Origin of the sequence: Kaistella solincola (genome assembly GCF_000812875.1) — a bacterium.
Classification (GTDB): Bacteria; Bacteroidota; Bacteroidia; order Flavobacteriales; family Weeksellaceae; genus Kaistella; species Kaistella solincola.
Genome location: NZ_JSYK01000003.1, coordinates 56,696 through 74,844 on the forward strand (window position 1 = coordinate 56,696; position 18,149 = coordinate 74,844).

An 18,149-nucleotide genomic window follows, 5' to 3' on the forward strand; every position below is an offset into this window, starting at 1 on the left:
AAATGTGGGTAATTTTTATTTAACATAATTTTATGAAGAGCAGCTTTAACTCTCGGATTTATCTGGCATCAAAACCATATAAATCAACAATAGCAATATATACAAAATGAAAAAATTAATCTTAAGTGCTGCATTTTTAGCAGTTGGAACATTTGCCTTTGCACAACAAAACGGTCAGATGGCTAAAAAAGATCAGCAAACCATGGAACAGAAAAAAGCTGATCATTTCAAAAAAATGCAAACCGAGTTAAATCTTACTGAAACACAGGTTGCGCAGCTGAAAACGCTTCATGAAAAAAGAATGGCGGAAAGAAAAATGGAGGCACCACAAAGACAGGCGGAAAGAAAAGCCAAAATGGAAAAGATGAAAGCCGAACGCGCAGAACATCAGGCTGAAATGAAAAAAATTCTTTCTCCGGACCAATACCAAAAATGGATGGCAAGCAACCAGGAAAAAATGCAGAAGAAGCGCCAAATGATGCACAAAAAAGGTGATATGATGAAAAAGCACCAAATGCAAAAAGCGCAGTAAAAATAGTTCTTCATAGTTTTATTTTTTTAATGTTAGAGCGGAATTTATTTCCGCTTTTTTGCTGCCTTTTTTTTATTATATTTGAGAAAGAAGTAAAATTATGATAAGTACAAAAGTCGCTGAACTTTTAAATCAGCAAATTACCAATGAACAGTTCGCCGCCCAATATTACCTTGCAATGTCCGCATGGTTTTACGCGCGGGATTTAGACGGGATAGGAAATTATTTCCGCGTGCAAAGTAAAGAAGAGCTGATGCATGCCGACAAGATTTTCGACTACTTAAATGACGTGGGCGCCGCTATCGAAATGGGAACAATTGAGAAGCCGCCACACGAATTTGTGAACGCGGTCGAGATTTTCGAGAAAGCGTTTGCACATGAAAAACTGGTGACAAAAAGCATTTTTAATATTCTGAAAAATGCCAATGACGAAGGCGATTTCGCTACGGTGACGTTCCTTCAGTGGTTTGTAACCGAACAGATTGAAGAAGAGGCCAACGCTTCGCAGCTGGTTTCCAAGATAAAAATGGTTTCCGACAATCCGTCCGCGCTTTATCTTTTCGATCAGGAACTGGCGCAACGCACTTTTCAGCCTGAAGCCGGAAATTAAATTCACCTAAAAAATTTATATATGAATAAATTTTACCTGCTGTTTTGTGCTTTTTTTTCGATTTACAGTAGCGCTCAGGAGTATGCTGTTTCATCAATTCCACAAAACCTTCTTACGAACGCGAACGCCGTAGTCCGCGAACAGTCACAAGATTACATTTTGAAATCTGTGAACGAAATGACCATCACGAAAAAACAGGTGATAACGATTCTGAGCGCGGCGGGTGATCCATTTGCTACAGTTTACATTCCATATAATCCTACGACGAAAATCAGCAATATAAAAGTTGAAATGTTTGACGAAACCGGAAAGCTCAGCAAAACATTTTCGAAAAAAGACTTTTCAGATTATACGAACAATCCAAGTGCTGGCTTGTACACGGATGACCGTGTTTTGGTACTTCGGCCGGTTTCGCCAAAATATCCTTTTACATTAAAAACAACTTACGAAACCAGCACATCCAACACCATTTATTTAAGCAATTTCTCCCCTGTACGAAGCTATAATATGGCGGTGGAGAAAAGCAACTTCAGCGTTACGAATTTGTCGGGAATTACAATCAGAACGAAAAAGAGCGACAAACCTTTAGCTAAAGTTTCAGAAAATAAGCAAGGTAACGTCTGGAAATACTCTTATCAGAATATCAGCGCGTTTGCACCTGAAGATTTATCACCAAGTATTGATTATTTAGTGCCAGGAGTGGAGTTTTCACCGGAAAAATTCACCTTAGCAGGTAAACAGGGTGATTTAACAGATTGGAACAGCTTCGGTAAATGGTATTTTAATGATCTCATAACGCCGGTTTCGCAAATTACACCTGAAATTAAAGCGGAAGTTGCGGCACTGAATTTATCCGGCTCAACTTCGGAAAAAGTAAAAACACTGTATCAGTACATGCAGAACAAAACGCGCTATGTTTTGATTTCCATGGGAATCGGCGGTTGGCAACCGATGCCGGCGGCGGAAGTTAGTAAAAAAGGCTACGGCGATTGTAAAGCGCTTACCAATTATATGCGGACTTTGCTTACTGCCGCAGGAATTCCGTCGTATTATTCAGTGATTTACAGTGATGATTCTGTGATCAGTTTTGATAAAGATTTTCCTAAATTAGACGGAAATCACGTGGTTTTGATGGTCCCTACCGAAAAGGAGCAAATTTGGTTAGAAAATACTTCGCAACGCGTTGCGTATAATCACCTTAATTATTCTTCCTATAACCGAAATGTTTTGGCTGTGGATGAAACTGGGATTAAAATAATTGATACACCTGTTTATAAACCGGAACACAGCAAGGAATTGATGGTCGCAAAAGTAAAACTTGCAGAAGACGGCTCCATAATTTCGGATGCAAACTTTCAGTTCACCGGTGGTCAATATGACCACAATCTGAGTTTAATGACTTTAAAAACAGATGAACTTAAAGATGCACTGAAAAGCCGGCATTTCAATTTACAGATTGATGACCTAGCCATGCAAAACCTTGCCAACAACCGCGACGATGCAAAAATCAGTTATGATCTGAACCTGAAAGCGAAAAGTTTTGCTAAAAAATTGGGTGATGATTTGTTTTTCCCGGCAATGCCGTTCTACCTGCCGGTTTCTTTCACCACCAACACCGAGAGAATGCTTCCATTCGAAACTGCTTTTCCGTTTCAGGACGATTACGAAATAGAGTTTACGGCGCCAGCAGGTTATAAATTTGCGGATTTGCCGGCAACTTCAGATTTTTCCACGGAGTTCGGTTCTTATTCTCTGACCTATAAAATGGAGGGTGAAAAATTGCTGGTCCGAAGAATTTTAACCATTAAAAAGGGTATTTATCCGAAAGAAAAATTTAAAGATTATGTAGACTTCCGGAAAAAAACCGCAACTAAAGACAATACAAAAATTTTAATTTCCAAAATATGATTAAAAAATTACCCCTTTTAATTGGATGTTTTTTTGCGAGCATCCTTTATTCCCAACATAAATTTTTAAACGACCCGAAAATTTCTGCTGCAGATCTGCAAAAAACAAAATCTGAAATTGATGCCGACGCACCGGCAGAAATACTGTACCGTTCCGTTCATTTTATTGTTGATTATGACGGAAGCTTGAAGCAGGAAATTGTAAGCCGCGTTAAAATTTACAATAAAGACAATGCCGGAGAATACCTGGATTATGAAATCCCTGTTTTCAACAACGGAAAAGGTGATTCGGAGAAGCTCATCGACCTGAAAGTTGTAACTTACAACTGGGAGAATGATAAAATTACACCGACTAAAATTACGCGTGACGAAAAATTTAAATCTAAAGAAGATAAAAATTACACCATCACCAAATTTGCCTTTGCGAACGTAAAAAACGGTTCTGTGGTAGAGTATTCCTACACAATTTTCAGCCCTTTTTTAAATTCAACACCACGAACTATAATTGAATCGAAAATTCCAACGCGTTATGTAGAGTTTGTTTTTGACCACGCACTGCCGATTGGATATTCCATTAATTACAAAGGAAGTGTAGCACCTAAACACCGCGATGCCGGTCATAAAACGCTGTATGGAAACCAGTTTCAGACACACCGTTACGCTTACGAAGATCTGCCGGCTTTCAAGGATGAGCGATATGTTTTAAACAATGATAATTATAAGACGGGTGTTAGAGCAGAACTGAATTCCACGTTGTTTAACAACATATTCAAGTCGTATTCAATTTCGTGGAAGGATATCCAGAAACGCCTGTATGACCACGACGATTTCGGCGAGCAGCTGAAAAAAGAGAGTTTAGTTAAAAACCTGTCACCGAATGAAATTGCTGCAATGTCCACCAAAGTGGAAAAAGCTGCTGCTGTTTTAAAATTTGTTCAGAACAATTATACCTGGAATAAAGAAGATGAAGCTTTTACTGATAAAGGCATCAAAAATTTAATCACCACAAAAATCGGTAATACCGCAGAAATTAATTTGTTGCTGACAATGCTTTTGAGGAATGTTGGTTTAAATGCGGATCCTGTGGTGCTTTCCACCATTAATCGTGGGAAACTTACCACTTATAATCCGTCTATTTCACAGCTTAATTTTGTTTTAGCGTCATTTGACGACAATGGGAAATTTTATCTTTTAGACGGTACTTCAAAACTGACGGAGCTTAATATGGTTTCGCCGCGCGCCCTTAACGAATCGGGAATCATCATGTCGAAAGACGATGCAAAACTCATCAACGTTCTTTACCCCGAAGTTAGCAAAACCATACTTTCCATCGACGCTAAATTAAATCCTGACGGTACTGTTGAAGGGAGATTTGCCGACCTCGATACCAAATTGTATGCGATGATCGCCAATGAAGCCTTTACGGATGACCAAAAAACCTATTCGAAAAACTATCAGGATGAGTACAGGTTTCCGTTCACCAATTTAAAACATCAGCTGCACGAAAATAACGATTTCGAAACCACTTTCGATTTTTCCGCCGACAGTTTTGTGGATCATATCGGAAATAAAATGGTCTTTAACCCACTTTTATTTCTTTATTCCCAAAACCACAGCTACAACCAAACAGAACCGCGAAGATCAGCAATTGAGTTTTATTCGGCGTTTGACCGTGTGAAAAAAGTAACGATTACACTTCCGGATGGATACAAGTTTGAAAATGTTCCGAAATCGAAGAAAATCCGTACCGAAGACAGCGCGATACAATACACTTATCTTGTAACTCAGAAAGAGAACAAGCTGACCATTGAAACCACCGTGCAGATTGATGATTCATCGTTTCCGGCTGACTATTATCCGTTTTTCAAGCAGATTTACGACAACGTAACCAAGCTTGAATCGCAGGTAGTCACCGCGGTGAAAAAATAAAATAATTTAAAAAAAAGACTGGTTTTTCCTTGCAAAACCGGTCTTTTTTTTAAACATAAATAATTGCTGTTTCCGCAACCTGATGACCTAAAATTTCCAGCACAGCGCGGTATTCGTCAATTTGTTTCTGATGTTTTTCCTGCACATCGCCGGTTTTAAAATCAATGATGATGAAACCCTTTTCGGTAGAAATTAACCGGTCCGGACGATAAATTTTCGATTTTCCTTCAGCCGAAAGCATGATGTCTTTTTCATTAATCACCACCTGCTCCGGCAAAAAATACCGGGCGTAATCGGGGTTTTTTATGATTTTATAAATCCGTTCCGCGATATCTGCTTTTTCTTCACTGGTAATTGTTCCGTCTAAAAGGTAAGTTTCCAGCGTTTTTTCAACATCATTTTCAGCATTTATTTTTGCTAAAACTTCGTGCGTGAAAATTCCGGTGCGTACTTTTTCGATTCTGTTCTGGTAGTTTTTGGACGGCGTTGCAATTTTTATCGCATTTGGATTTTTCTCCTCGTTATTCCGGAAACTGATCGGCTGCGTGGTAAACTGCTCTTTTTGTGCCGTTTTATGCTTGCGTAAACCGTTTTCAGAAACTGGGTAAAAATCAAAAGATGTCAGTTCTTCCAACATTTCATTTCTCGGAATTTCATCTTTTAAGAAATCAAAAATTTCGAGGTAATTGGAGTTTTTTCCACCTTTTTCTACATAAAGAAAAAGCTGCTCTGCAGCGCGCGTGGTCGCTACATATTGCAGACAGAAATCATCAATTTTTTGCTGATACGAATTTTTGGCGTTAAAAGCGGAGATTTCTTCATCGTAAATTACAAGTTCATCCGAAAATAATTTTACGTTTACCGACGACAGTTTTTCTTCGGCGTTGGTATCAAACCAATAGCTGCTTTTTTTGCTCGGCGCTTTGTTGCGCATCGGCAGCAAAACCACCGGAAATTCCAAACCTTTCGATTTGTGAATGGTCATAATTTGTACGGCATCCACATTTTCTGACGCCTGAATTGTGGTTTTTTGCGCTTCTTCGTCCCAGAATTTTAAAAATTCTTTCAGTGTAGAACCAGCGTTTTGCGAATAAGCGTACAGCATTTCGAGGTAATTGAAAAGAAAATCGGTTTCCTTGCCTTCCACCGAAAATTCCTTTAAAAAGTGTTCGATGAAATTATAGAGATTAAGCTGCAATAATCCATCAGCGCTTAGGTTGAGGTTGAGTTTTTCCGAGATAAACTGCTCGATTTTTTCTTTTTTGCCCAAAGCCAAAATTTCGCTCATTTCGTGCGTAAAATCTTCGATTTTAATTCTGCCCAAAACATTGAGGTAGTATAACATTTTTACGGCAAACTGCAGGTTTTTCGGGTTTTCGTGCCAGCGCAGAAATTCCGTTAAAGCTAGCAATGTTACCGAAAGATTTAAGGTTAAACCTGACTCAGAAATGGTTTTGATGAAAACTTCTTCTCCATTGTAAGTCACTTTCAGATTTCCCAAATGTTGCGAATAGCTGAAAATATCGAAGTTTCCGCGGCACAGAATCGTGATATCTGAAAACCGAAAACCTTGATCCAAACACATTTGAATGTCGTTTTTCATTAATTCCGAAACGGCTTCATAATCTGTGGCTTTGTTACCGGTATTTTCCAACATATTAATGCGCACGCGACCTTCCACGGAAGATTTTGCGATTTGCTGTGAACCCGGACCGAAAATTTTCTGATGCTCCGGCTCCGTAAACTGCGACATATACAGGTAAAGCTGATTGTTGAAATCTACGATATTTTTCGCGCTGCGGTAATTGTATTCCAGGTTTTCAACTTTTGCTGAAGCCGCGGAATTGTCGGAATTATTAATGATATCCAGCATCAGCTGAGAATCGCCGCCACGAAAACGGTAAATACTCTGTTTCGGATCGCCCACCAGCGTAAAACTCATATTTTCCTGAGAATTTGCGTGGTCGCGCAGCGGAATCAAATTTTGCCATTGCAGGAAGGAAGTGTCCTGAAATTCATCGAAGAAATAATGGCTGAATTTCGTCCCGATTTTTTCATAAATAAATGCCGTAGGTTCTTCACGAAGATTTTCGTGAATCATAATATTGAACTTGGAAAGTAAAACCAAATCATTTTCAAGCTCTATTTCCGCGAGTTTATCCTGAATATCTTTGTTTACTTTCAACGGCAAAAGTGCTTCTAAAATTTTGGTTTTTTTCTCGATTTCAACGTAATTGGCGATAATTTTTTGCCGCTCAAAGAGCAAAAAATCCAGAATTTCTAAAATCTCAGACTGTTTTGCTTTTCCCTTTGCGGAAGCACCTTTCCTGATTCTTTCAATGCAGTTTTCCTCTTCCTGAAGGGTTGTGTAAAGCTTTTGTTTGTTGCTTAATGTTTTAAAAAAGAAGCCGCCAATACCGTTTGCACCTCCGGCGAAATCAGCAATCTCGATGTTTTTTTCTTCGAGCAAATTGAGCACATTTTTCGCAATTTCTAAAGATTCTTGCCGCAATTCGCGGATATTTTCCCGAAGTTTCTTTTTGGATTTTTCATACAAATCCCAATCAAAATCTTTGTTTTGTTTCAGCTGAAAATAATGTTTGTCTTGCACATATTCTTTCGCCGATTTATAAAGCGTTTGGTTCAAGTTCAAACGGTCATTGTTATCGAGCGAATAATTAACAAAATCCATAAAGGCGTGCGAAATATTATTTTCCTGGCCGATGTCTTCTAACATTTTATCGACTGCTTCAATTAGAAAAGGTTCGGCATTAATTTCTAAAGCGAAATTTTGAGCGAGACCCAATTCCTGAGAAAAACTGCGCACGAGTTTCGCGTTGAATTTATCGATGGTTCCAATGTTTAAAGTAGAGTAGTGGTGTAGCACATAATCCAACATTTTTCTGGAACGCAGGTGAAGATCGTCCAACGAGATTTTAAAACCATCTTTTTCGAGCTTTAACTGGATATTTTTTAAATCATCATTAGCAAGATAATTTTCCGCCGAGAAATCTTTTAACCAACTGATGATGCGGTGCTTCATTTCATTCGCGGCTTTGTTGGTAAAGGTAAGCGCGAGAATATTTTGGATTTTATCAGCTTGAGCGGGATGTTTTAGACAAATGGCGAGAAGGTTCTGCACCAGCGCGTAGGTTTTTCCGGAGCCGGCAGAAGCGTAAATAACTTTATAATCGGGATTCATTTAATTCTAGGAATAGATTTTAAAAATACTAAAATAATTTGTCAATTCAATAAAAAATCATACTTTTGCAATCCAAAATGAGATGTAAACTATGTTAATAATCCCGGTAAAAGATGGTGAATCCATCGACAGAGCGTTAAAAAAATACAAAAGAAAATTCGACAAAACAGGAACTATCAGAGCTCTTAGAAGTCGTCAACAATTCAACAAACCTTCTGTTGTAAACAGACAGGCGAAATTGAAAGCTGCCCACAAGCAGAGAAATATTAGCCGCGACGAGCAGGCATAATTAAATTTTCTTTCTGAAAATATTCAAATCACTTTTCAAATACATATATTTGAGGAGTGATTTTTTATTGCTTACAGGGGTATGATTGAGCGATTTTTGGACTTTATTGCAGTGGAACGGCGCTACTCGCCACATACCATAACCAGCTACCGTAAAGATCTTTCAGACTTTACGGACTTTCTCCTGAAAACCGAAGCGCATCAGGAAACCACGAAAGTGGACAAAAAAATCATCCGCAATTTTATGTCGGAATTAAGTTCCACAGGAATTGCAAAACGCAGCATTAACCGGAAGCTTTCGACGCTTCGGAGCTATTATTTATTTCTTTTGAAAGTGGGTGAAATTGAAATTTCGCCGCTGGAAAGCATCCAATCATTAAAATTTTACGCTGAAAAGCAAATCCCCTTTTCGGAAGATGAAATGCGCACATTGGAAACTTTGGAAAAAGCACCAAAAGACGGCGATTTTTTGAAAGAACTCATCATCGAAACACTTTACCAAACCGGTATGCGGCGCGCAGAACTTACATCATTGCTTCTAAATGATGTTGATTTCAGCAAAAACGAAATTAAGGTCATTGGAAAGGGGAATAAATCGCGCATCATTCCGGTATCGGAAAAACTCTTAGCAAATTTTAAGAAATATTTAACCATCAGGAAACCGTTGACGGAGAGCGAGATGTATTTTTTCGTGGGTAAAAAGGGTAAAAAACTAAATGACAAGTTTGTCTATTCTGCGGTTAATTCCTACCTTAGTCAGGTGTCTGTAAAAGCGAAAAAAAGCCCCCACATCCTGCGACATAGTTTTGCAACACATGTTTTGGATAACGGCGCGGAGATTTCGAAAGTGAAAAAACTCATGGGACACTCGTCATTGGCTTCCACGCAGGTGTACACCAATGCGAATATCGAACAATTAAAAAAAGTGTTTAACAGTGCCCATCCGCGGGCGAAAAAAAATCTAGATTATGAAAATTAACGTTCAGTCAATCGGTTTGACTCCACATGCACCATTAGAAGAATATTTAGACAAAAAACTCAATAAGTTAGAAACTTTTTACGACAAAATCCACGGCTGCACGGTTTTTCTAAAAGTGGAAAATACGGGCGAAAAGGCCAATAAAACGGCAGAGATTAAACTGGAGGTTCCGGGCGATGATATCATGGTAAAGAAAACTACAACCACATTTGAAGAGAGTATAGACCTGTGTGCTGAAGCTGCTAAAAAGCTGCTAATCAAGAAAAAAGAATTGGCTTAAAAAAAATTGTAAAAAAATATTAAATAATATTTGTAGATTTAAAAAAAACTCCCTTATATTTGCACTCGCAAAAAGAGATAAGAAGTTCTTTAAAAATCTTTGCCTCCGTAGCTCAGCTGGCTAGAGCAGCTGATTTGTAATCAGCAGGTCGTGGGTTCGAGTCCCTCTGGAGGCTCTGTTTTATAAAATATTGGGGAGATTCCAGAGTGGCCAAATGGATCAGACTGTAACTCTGCTGTCTTACGACTTCGTAGGTTCGAATCCTACTCTCCCCACGTTTTATAAAATACCTTGCAAATCTTAAAATTTATTTTAAATTTGCGCACCGTTTACCAACGTTTTTGGAAACAAAAATGCGGAAGTAGCTCAGTTGGTAGAGCGTCAGCCTTCCAAGCTGAATGTCGCGAGTTCGACCCTCGTCTTCCGCTCTAAATCACAACCAGTACAGCGGCTTGTGATTTTTTTTTAAAATTTCGCCGACTTAGCTCAGGGGTAGAGCGTTTCCTTGGTAAGGAAGAGGTCGTGAGTTCAAATCTCATAGTTGGCTCTAAAAAAAATCTCTCTGTTTAGGGGGATTTTTTTTATTTTCAATAATGAAAAATTCGACAAAATTTTCGAGGTTAAAATGGCAAATTTTTCCTTTTTAAAAGAAATTGAAGTTTTTATAAAAATTCGCCGAGATTTTCAGAAATAAATATTTTTCTGTAAATTTGCAGTCCGGTATTTTAGCTAATATCTAACGCAGTGTAAATCAATATCTTTGGTGGTGGCTTTTTTTTATCGAAAAAAGTTTTCAATATTTAAAAAATCACTATATTTGCGCACTGAAAAAAGGAATAATTAATTAATAAATAATTTATATCATGGCAAAGGAAACGTTTAATCGTAACAAACCACACTTGAACATTGGTACCATCGGTCACGTAGACCATGGTAAAACTACACTTACTGCTGCAATCAGCAAGGTGTTATCTGACAAAGGATTCGGAACTGCAAGAGATTTCTCTTCTATTGATTCTGCTCCGGAAGAAAAAGAAAGAGGTATTACTATCAATACTTCACACATTGAATATGAAACTGCGAACAGACACTACGCTCACGTAGATTGCCCTGGTCACGCGGATTATGTAAAAAACATGGTAACTGGTGCTGCGCAGATGGACGGTGCTATCCTTGTAGTAGCTGCTACTGACGGACCAATGCCACAAACAAGAGAGCATATCTTACTTTGTCGTCAGGTAAACGTACCTAACGTATTGGTATTTATGAATAAAGTTGACATGGTTGACGATGCTGAGTTGTTAGAACTTGTAGAAATGGAAGTAAGAGACCTTCTTTCTTCTTATGACTATGATGGTGATAACACTCCAGTAATCCAAGGTTCTGCTTTAGGTGGTCTTAACGGTGAGCCAAAATGGGTAGAAAAAATCGAAGAATTGATGGAAGCTGTTGATACTTGGATTGAACTTCCTACAAGAGATGTTGACAAAACTTTCTTGATGCCAATCGAAGACGTATTCTCTATTACAGGTCGTGGTACTGTTGCTACTGGTAGAATTGAAGCAGGTGTAATTAACACTGGTGATCCTGTAGACATCGTAGGTATGGGTGATGAAAAACTTACTTCTACCATTACAGGTGTTGAAATGTTCAGAAAAATCCTTGACAGAGGAGAAGCTGGTGATAACGTAGGTCTATTGTTGAGAGGTATTGAAAAAACCGACATCAAGAGAGGTATGGTTATCGCTAAAAAAGACTCTGTAAAACCACACAAAAAATTCAAAGCTGAGGTTTATATCTTGTCTAAAGAAGAAGGTGGTCGTCACACTCCATTCCACAACAAATACCGTCCACAGTTCTATGTAAGAACTACAGACGTTACAGGTGAGATCTTCTTGCCAGAAGGTGTAGAAATGGTAATGCCAGGAGATAACATTTCTATCACTGTAGAATTGTTACAGCCAATCGCTCTTAACGTAGGTCTTAGATTTGCGATCAGAGAAGGTGGTAGAACAGTTGGTGCAGGTCAGGTAACTGAAATCTTAGATTAATTTCTAATTAAATATTAAAGTTCCGTAGGGATTCTTACGGAACTTTTTTTAATCTACGGGCATCGTCCAATGGTAGGATACCGGTCTCCAAAACCGTTGATCAGGGTTCGAGTCCTTGTGCCCGTGCAAATAAAAGATAATGAGTTTAGTAGATTTTATTAAAGGTTCTTATACCGAATTTAAAGACAAAGTTGAATGGCCAAAATGGCCAGAGTTGCAGTCGTCTACGATTGTAGTTACCATTGCTACCATTATTTTAGCGCTTTTTACTTTTGGTGTAGATTCATTGTTCAGTAAATCTATTGCGAATACCATCTCGCTCTTTATCAATCTGTTCAATTAAAATTATTTTCCCAAAATGAGTGACTTGAAGTGGTACGTACTGAAATCCATCAGCGGACAGGAAAATAAGGTGAAAGCCTATATTGAGAACGAAATGAAACACCACGGTTTCGAAGATTACGTTACTCAGGTGGTCATTCCTATGGAAAAAGTGATCCAGATAAGAAATGGTAAAAAAGTACCGAAAGAAAAACCATACTACCCAGGTTATTTGATGGTTGAGGCCAATTTAGTTGGTGAAATCCCACACATCATTAAAAATATTCCAGGTGTAATTTCATTTTTAAGTTCTACTAAAGGCGGCGATCCTGTGCCGATGCGTAAATCTGAGGTGAACAGAATGTTGGGTAGAATGGATGAATTGTCTGAATTCGCCATGGAAACAGCAATTCCGTTCGTGGTTGGTGAAAACGTAAAAGTAATCGACGGACCATTCAATGGTTTCAACGGAACAGTAGAAAAACTACACGAAGAGAAAAAGAAAATCGAAGTATCCGTAATGATCTTCGGCAGAAAAACACCGATGGAACTCAGCTTTATGCAGGTAGAAAAAGTTTAACAGCTTTTTTCAAATAATAAATTAAAAGTCAACTTTCCCGAGTTGACTTTTTCTTTTTTAATTATCAATGGTAATTTATTGAAGTTAATTTTTAAACTCCAAAATTCCTTGCTTTAAAGGCAAATTTTCTCATTTTCCTTTTTTCAAAAAAAACACCGTTTTAGCACCGAAAAAATTCCTTTCGATATTGTAAAAAATTTCCTGCTTTAACGGCAAATTTTTCTGTTTTAAATTTTCAGAAAAAAACATCCTTTTAGCACCGAAAATTTCCCACCATGAAAATCATTTGAAAAAAATTCCTTGCTTTAACGGCAAATTTTTCTCTTTAAGCCCACGACGCGTTATTACGACACAACTATAATTTTTACCTGTTTATTTTAACTATAAACTGATCACTTTCCCCTGTCAACTTTCCACTGAGTAAAATTCTTTCTAAAAATCAAGACCTTACCACTTGTGTAATTAAAATTTATTCTTAATTTTGCAGTCCGAAATGTAGAGTAGTGATATGAGAACCTGCTCTGCAGATTTATAAATGCTTCCACATTCATAAATTACTTAATTTTTTAAAAAGAAAAAATGGCTAAAAAAGTCTTTAAAATGGTGAAGCTCCAAGTAAAAGGAGGAGCGGCAAACCCATCTCCACCGGTAGGTCCAGCTTTGGGTTCTGCAGGGGTGAACATTATGGAGTTTTGTAAGCAATTTAACGGAAGAACTCAAGATAAGCCTGGGCAAGTTTTACCTGTAGTTATTACAGTTTTCGAAGACAAATCTTTTGAATTCGTTATTAAAACTCCTCCAGCTGCTATTCAGCTTTTAGATGCTTCTAAGCAAAAGAAAGGTTCTGGTGAACCTAACCGCGCGAAAGTAGGAAGTGTATCTTGGGATCAGGTTAAAAAAATTGCAGAAGACAAGATGACTGATCTTAACTGCTTTACATTAGATTCTGCAATGACAATGATTGCAGGAACTGCCCGTTCTATGGGATTGAGAGTAACAGGAACTAAACCAACTAACGCTTAAAACCACAGAAAATGGCAAAATTAACTAAAAAGCAAAAGGAAGCTTTAAGCAAAATAGAAAAAAACAAAATTTACAGTCTTGACGAAGCTTCGGCTTTGGTGAAAGAAGTAAACTTTGCAAAATTTGACGCATCTGTTGACTTGGCTGTTAGATTGGGTGTAGATCCAAGAAAAGCAAACCAAATGGTAAGAGGCGTAGTTTCTCTTCCACACGGTACAGGTAAAGATGTAAAAGTACTTGCTCTTGTAACTCCAGACAAAGAAGCTGAAGCTACCGCAGCAGGTGCGGATTATGTAGGTCTTGACGAATATTTACAGAAAATAAAAGAAGGTTGGACGGATGTTGACGTTATCGTGACTATGCCTGCTGTAATGGGGAAATTAGGCCCGTTAGGTAGAATTTTAGGTCCACGTGGTTTGATGCCGAACCCAAAATCAGGAACTGTTACCATGGATATTGGTAAAGCAGTCTCTGAAGTAAAATCAGGTAAAATTGATTTTAAAGTTGATAAATACGGTATTATCCACGCAGGAATTGGTAAAGTATCTTTCGAGCCGGCTCAAATTAAAGAAAATGCAGCTGAATTAATTCAGACATTGATGAAATTGAAGCCAACTGCCTCTAAAGGTGTTTATGTAAGAAGCATCTACTTGTCTTCTACCATGAGTCCAGGTATTGCAATTGATACTAAATCTGTAAACTAATAATCTGTAAGACAATGACAAAAGAAGATAAAGTATTAGTAATACAAGAATTGAAAGACGCATTACAGGACGCGAAAGTGGTTTATGTAGCAAGTCTTGAAGGAATGAATGCTGCTGCAACTTCTGAATTCAGAAGACAGGCATTCAAGCAGAATATTACAGTAAAGGTTGTAAAAAACACTTTGTTACAGAAAGCTTTGGAGCAAATTGAAGGAGTAGATTACTCTGAAATGTTCCCAACTTTCGTAGGTAACTCCGCTTTGATGATTTCTGAAACAGCAAACGCTCCGGCTAAGTTGATTCAGGGATTCAGAAAAAAAGCTGAAATTCCTGCCTTAAAATCTGCTTATTTACAGGAAACTTTCTATGTAGGCGACGAAAACTTAGACGCTTTAGTAAGCATCAAGTCAAGAGAAGAAATGATTGGTGAAATTATCACATTGCTTCAGTCTCCACTTAGAAATGTACTTTCTGCGCTTCAGAACAAAGACGAAGCAACAGGATCTTCAGAAGAAGCTGCTCCAGCAACAGAAGAAGCACCGGCAGAAGAAACTCCAGCTGCAGAAGCTGCTCCAGAAGCAAGCACTGACGCTACAGATGCACCAAGTGCAGAGTAATTAGACTCAAAAAAAAATCAAAATAAATCGTTCAACAATTAAAACATTATTAAAATGTCAGATTTAAAAAACTTAGCGGAAACGCTTGTAAACTTAACCGTAAAAGACGTAAACGAATTAGCTGCTATTCTTAAAGAAGAGTACGGTATTGAGCCTGCTGCTGTTGCTGTTGCTGCCGGAGGTGGTGCTGCTGCTGAAGCTGTTGAAGAAAAAACAGAATTCGATGTAGTCTTGAAAGCTGCAGGTGCTTCTAAATTAGCAGTTGTAAAATTAGTTAAAGATTTAACTGGTGCAGGTCTTAAAGAAGCTAAAGATATGGTAGATTCAGCTCCGACTGCTATCAAAGAAGGCATCTCTAAAGACGAAGCTGAAGCTTTAAAAAAACAATTAGAAGAAGCTGGTGCTGAAGTAGAATTGAAATAATTCTTAAAGCAACTTTATAAAAAAACCGCCTATTTGGGCGGTTTTTTTTGTTTTTAAATCATTGATGAAAACTGAAAAATTAGCTGCAATAACGGCAAATTTTTCCGTTTTCTAAAATTGAAAAAAATGCCCGAAAAGCTCAATATTTTTCAGTTAAATATTTCCAGTAACGCTTCGGCAACGATTGCACATGAAGTTTTAAATTTTTCCGTTCCGGAATATTGGTTTTGAAGAAATAACGCTGCCAAAGTTTTTGATAGTTCATTTCCTCTTCGTGCAAAAGGCTTCCCGTTTTTTTCAACTGAAAATTTTCGTCGAAGTTTGGTTCAAAAAACTGCGCCTCTTCTAAATCATAAAAAACACCGTAACCGCGCCGAATATCGTAAATCATCCATTTCTGGTCCTGATAACGGTTTTTAAAATGGCTGATGATTAATGGTAAAACATTGAAATCCGGTTCAATCTTCGCAAAGTAAACTTCGTCCTGCAACTTTTCAAATCTTATGAAAGCATGCATCCGGTGCACTTCGCGGCTCATCGATTTGGTGATTTTGGCAATTTCCATCATATCCGGATGCGCAAAATTATTCAGTATATTTTCCTTAGGAAATTCCAGCGAAAGCGCAACCGCTGAAAGGATAAGTCTTTCCGCATGTTCCTTTTCTGAAAGGTAAACGCGCAGCAGTTGTGAAACGCCTTTTTTGCCCAGATTTGCCTCTAATTTTTGCAGAACGCGTTTTGCTTTTTTTTCATTGGTGATGACTTCATGCGTTTCCGAAAAAATCGATTCGGTTTGATGATTTTTTTTAGAAATAATTTCCGCAGGTTCGAACTTATATTCGTAAACTTCAAAAACTGCCGTGAAAAGGCCTTCGAAACTTCCGTCGTACAAAAGCGTCGTCATTTAAAAAAGCGTCAGTTGTTCCGAAAACGGATTCTGGAATTTTGATTTCATACCTTGCAAAATGATCTTCCGGAAGTTGAAATCATCGATGTATTTATTGAAGATATTTTGTGATTCAAATTCGATAAAATATTTGGCGCGGTTCGTCGCCACGCCCATTTTTTGCAAATGACCCAAATTCAGTTTCTGAAAAGTTCGCGCGCTTAAAATTTTAAACATTGATTTTCGCCCAATTCCGGGAACGCGTAATATCATTTCTTTCGTCGCGGTATTGATGTTCACCGGAAATTGCTCGCGGTTTCGCAGCGCCCACGCGAGTTTCGGATCAACTTCCAAATCCAGGAAAGGATTGCTTTTTTCTAAAATTTCATCGGCTTTAAAGCCATAAAATCGCATCAACCAATCGGCCTGATACAGCCGGTTTTCCCGCAACATCGGCACCTGCGAATCGATGGAAGGCAATCTTATATCTTCCAGCATCGGCACATAACCGGAATAATAGACGCGTTTCAGCTTGAAATTCTGGTAGAAATGATCCGCGACTTTAATGATTTTCAAATCGGTTTCGTCCGTCGCGCCTACAATCATTTGCGTAGATTGTCCGGCAGGAGCAAATTTTGGGACATTTTTGAAGATTTTTTTCTCTTCTTTATAAAGGATGAGTTCATTTTTAATGTAACCCATCGGTTTAATCATCTGGTCGTGCGATTTTTCGGGTGCTAATAGTTTCAAACCTTTTGTGGTCGGAATTTCCAGATTAATGGAAAGTCGGTCAGCGTACAAACCGGCTTCTTTCATGAGTTCATCACTAGCGCCGGGAATGGATTTCAGGTGAATATAACCGTTGAAATTGTGTTCTGTACGCAGTTTTTTCGCAACGCGGACCAATCTTTCCATCGTGGTGTCCGCATCTTTGAAAATTCCGGAGCTTAAAAACAAACCTTCGATGTAATTCCGCCGGTAAAAATTGATCGTTAAATCCACCACTTCTTCTACGGTAAAAGCGGCTCTTTTAATATCGTTAGATTTTCGGGAAACGCAGTAGGCGCAATCGTAAATGCAGTGATTGGTCAGCAGGATTTTTAGCAGGGAAACGCAGCGGCCGTCTTCGGTGTAAGAATGGCAAATTCCGGTGGCGTGACTGTCGCCCAAACCGCCTTTGGTATTTTTCCGGTTACCGCCGCTGGAAGAGCAGGAAACATCATATTTCGCGGCATCAGCCAGGATTTCGAGTTTTTCTTGCAGGCGGGGAAAATTCATAAATTTTGCGGTTTTGGAGCGTAAATTTACGAAGGAAAAAAACGGTGACAAAAATTTTAATACTTATTTAACATAATAATTTAAACATTGATAATCAGGTATTTAGCGTAAATTTTTTCCGTACTGTTTGGGCATTTTTTTCCAAAATTCTGCATTCATCGACTTTTAAAAATCAATTATTATTTTTGAAGTTTTAGTGAAAAATTTAACTTAAATTTATAACTTCGTAGCTGTTCTACAATTAGACAATATTTGCCAATCCCGCAAATAAAATGTATCTTTGCACTCTATTTTGGCGCAAATAATTATACATCAGACCTTAATTAATTGATTTTCAACTCTTTCATTTTTTGGAAGAGGATTTTCCGTTTTCTATAGTCAGCAAATAATAATTTAGCCGAAATACAGTGAAAATATTTTGCATTACGTCGTGAAAAGATATACCGATGTTGCAGTTAGAGAGAGCTTCGAGGAACTGTGAGTGATAATTCTACTGATTGCGCCAAAAATCACCTGTTAAATCACCCTTTTTTCCTGTT

General features: G+C 38.1%; 17 protein-coding genes and 5 tRNA genes. 19 read left to right on the forward strand and 3 right to left on the reverse strand.

The window, feature by feature from the left end:
- Positions 1–106 precede the first annotated feature (106 nt).
- From OA84_RS04290 to OA84_RS04305, 4 genes are all read left to right on the forward strand, one after another.
- Positions 107–532: a hypothetical protein gene (locus tag OA84_RS04290; RefSeq protein WP_039343003.1), complete on the forward strand. Its 426-nt coding sequence runs from the start codon at positions 107–109 to the stop codon at positions 530–532.
- Between the two features lie 100 nt (positions 533–632).
- The gene (locus OA84_RS04295; RefSeq protein ID WP_039343005.1) at positions 633–1,142 is read left to right on the forward strand and encodes a ferritin; all 510 of its coding nucleotides are present in this window, start codon (positions 633–635) and stop codon (positions 1,140–1,142) included.
- 21 nt (positions 1,143–1,163) lie between these two features.
- Positions 1,164–3,050, forward strand: coding sequence for a DUF3857 domain-containing protein (locus OA84_RS04300; RefSeq protein ID WP_039343008.1), 1,887 nt, complete (start codon positions 1,164–1,166; stop codon positions 3,048–3,050).
- The gene (locus OA84_RS04305) at positions 3,047–4,978 is read left to right on the forward strand and encodes a transglutaminase domain-containing protein (RefSeq protein ID WP_052252111.1); all 1,932 of its coding nucleotides are present in this window, start codon (positions 3,047–3,049) and stop codon (positions 4,976–4,978) included. Before OA84_RS04300 ends, OA84_RS04305 begins: the two co-directional genes overlap by 4 nt.
- A gap of 49 nt (positions 4,979–5,027) precedes the next feature.
- Here OA84_RS04305 and OA84_RS04310 read toward each other — a convergent pair whose 3' ends face one another.
- Positions 5,028–8,180, reverse strand: coding sequence for a UvrD-helicase domain-containing protein (locus OA84_RS04310; RefSeq protein ID WP_039343010.1), 3,153 nt, complete (start codon positions 8,178–8,180; stop codon positions 5,028–5,030).
- A 91-nt stretch (positions 8,181–8,271) separates the two neighbouring features.
- Here OA84_RS04310 and rpsU point away from each other — a divergent pair, with 91 nt between their 5' ends.
- The 15 genes from rpsU (at position 8,272) to rplL (ending at position 15,446) form a co-directional block, all read left to right on the forward strand.
- Entirely contained in the window at positions 8,272–8,469 is a 198-nt protein-coding gene (rpsU, locus tag OA84_RS04315) for a 30S ribosomal protein S21 (RefSeq protein ID WP_039343013.1), read from the forward strand.
- An 81-nt stretch (positions 8,470–8,550) separates the two neighbouring features.
- On the forward strand, positions 8,551–9,447 hold the full coding sequence (locus tag OA84_RS04320) for a tyrosine-type recombinase/integrase (RefSeq protein WP_039343016.1): 897 nt from the start codon (positions 8,551–8,553) through the stop codon (positions 9,445–9,447).
- Complete coding sequence (locus OA84_RS04325; RefSeq protein WP_039343019.1) at positions 9,437–9,727, forward strand: HPF/RaiA family ribosome-associated protein; 291 nt, start codon at positions 9,437–9,439, stop codon at positions 9,725–9,727. The genes OA84_RS04320 and OA84_RS04325 overlap by 11 nt, the downstream gene beginning before the upstream one ends.
- A gap of 101 nt (positions 9,728–9,828) precedes the next feature.
- Positions 9,829–9,902, forward strand: a tRNA-Thr gene (locus tag OA84_RS04330).
- A gap of 17 nt (positions 9,903–9,919) precedes the next feature.
- Positions 9,920–10,002: transfer RNA gene (locus OA84_RS04335), tRNA-Tyr, on the forward strand.
- 80 nt (positions 10,003–10,082) lie between these two features.
- Positions 10,083–10,155, forward strand: a tRNA-Gly gene (locus tag OA84_RS04340).
- Positions 10,156–10,202: 47 nt separating this feature from the next.
- Positions 10,203–10,274: transfer RNA gene (locus tag OA84_RS04345), tRNA-Thr, on the forward strand.
- Positions 10,275–10,590: 316 nt separating this feature from the next.
- The gene (gene tuf / locus OA84_RS04350; protein WP_039343021.1) at positions 10,591–11,778 is read left to right on the forward strand and encodes an elongation factor Tu; all 1,188 of its coding nucleotides are present in this window, start codon (positions 10,591–10,593) and stop codon (positions 11,776–11,778) included.
- 55 nt (positions 11,779–11,833) lie between these two features.
- Positions 11,834–11,904: transfer RNA gene (locus OA84_RS04355), tRNA-Trp, on the forward strand.
- Positions 11,905–11,917: 13 nt separating this feature from the next.
- On the forward strand, positions 11,918–12,121 hold the full coding sequence (gene secE, locus OA84_RS04360) for a preprotein translocase subunit SecE (RefSeq protein WP_039343023.1): 204 nt from the start codon (positions 11,918–11,920) through the stop codon (positions 12,119–12,121).
- Between the two features lie 15 nt (positions 12,122–12,136).
- Positions 12,137–12,679, forward strand: a complete 543-nt coding sequence (gene nusG / locus OA84_RS04365) for a transcription termination/antitermination protein NusG (RefSeq protein ID WP_039343026.1) — start codon at positions 12,137–12,139, stop codon at positions 12,677–12,679.
- Positions 12,680–13,258: 579 nt separating this feature from the next.
- Entirely contained in the window at positions 13,259–13,702 is a 444-nt protein-coding gene (gene rplK, locus OA84_RS04370; RefSeq protein WP_039343029.1) for a 50S ribosomal protein L11, read from the forward strand.
- A gap of 11 nt (positions 13,703–13,713) precedes the next feature.
- The gene (rplA, locus tag OA84_RS04375; protein ID WP_039343032.1) at positions 13,714–14,406 is read left to right on the forward strand and encodes a 50S ribosomal protein L1; all 693 of its coding nucleotides are present in this window, start codon (positions 13,714–13,716) and stop codon (positions 14,404–14,406) included.
- Positions 14,407–14,420: 14 nt separating this feature from the next.
- Positions 14,421–15,023 carry a 50S ribosomal protein L10 gene (gene rplJ, locus OA84_RS04380; protein WP_039343036.1) on the forward strand — a complete coding sequence of 201 codons (603 nt, stop codon included), beginning with the start codon at positions 14,421–14,423 and terminating at the stop codon, positions 15,021–15,023.
- Positions 15,024–15,077: 54 nt separating this feature from the next.
- Positions 15,078–15,446: a 50S ribosomal protein L7/L12 gene (gene rplL, locus OA84_RS04385; protein WP_039343041.1), complete on the forward strand. Its 369-nt coding sequence runs from the start codon at positions 15,078–15,080 to the stop codon at positions 15,444–15,446.
- A 139-nt stretch (positions 15,447–15,585) separates the two neighbouring features.
- Here the strand turns inward: rplL and OA84_RS04390 are convergent, their stop codons facing one another.
- Together OA84_RS04390 and OA84_RS04395 are read right to left on the reverse strand one after the other, a co-directional pair.
- A complete protein-coding gene (locus tag OA84_RS04390) occupies positions 15,586–16,350 on the reverse strand; it encodes a TIGR03915 family putative DNA repair protein (protein ID WP_039343044.1) in 765 nt (254 codons plus the stop codon).
- Positions 16,351–17,610 carry a putative DNA modification/repair radical SAM protein gene (locus OA84_RS04395; protein WP_039345666.1) on the reverse strand — a complete coding sequence of 420 codons (1,260 nt, stop codon included), beginning with the start codon at positions 17,608–17,610 and terminating at the stop codon, positions 16,351–16,353.
- Between the last annotated feature and the right edge of the window lie 539 nt (positions 17,611–18,149).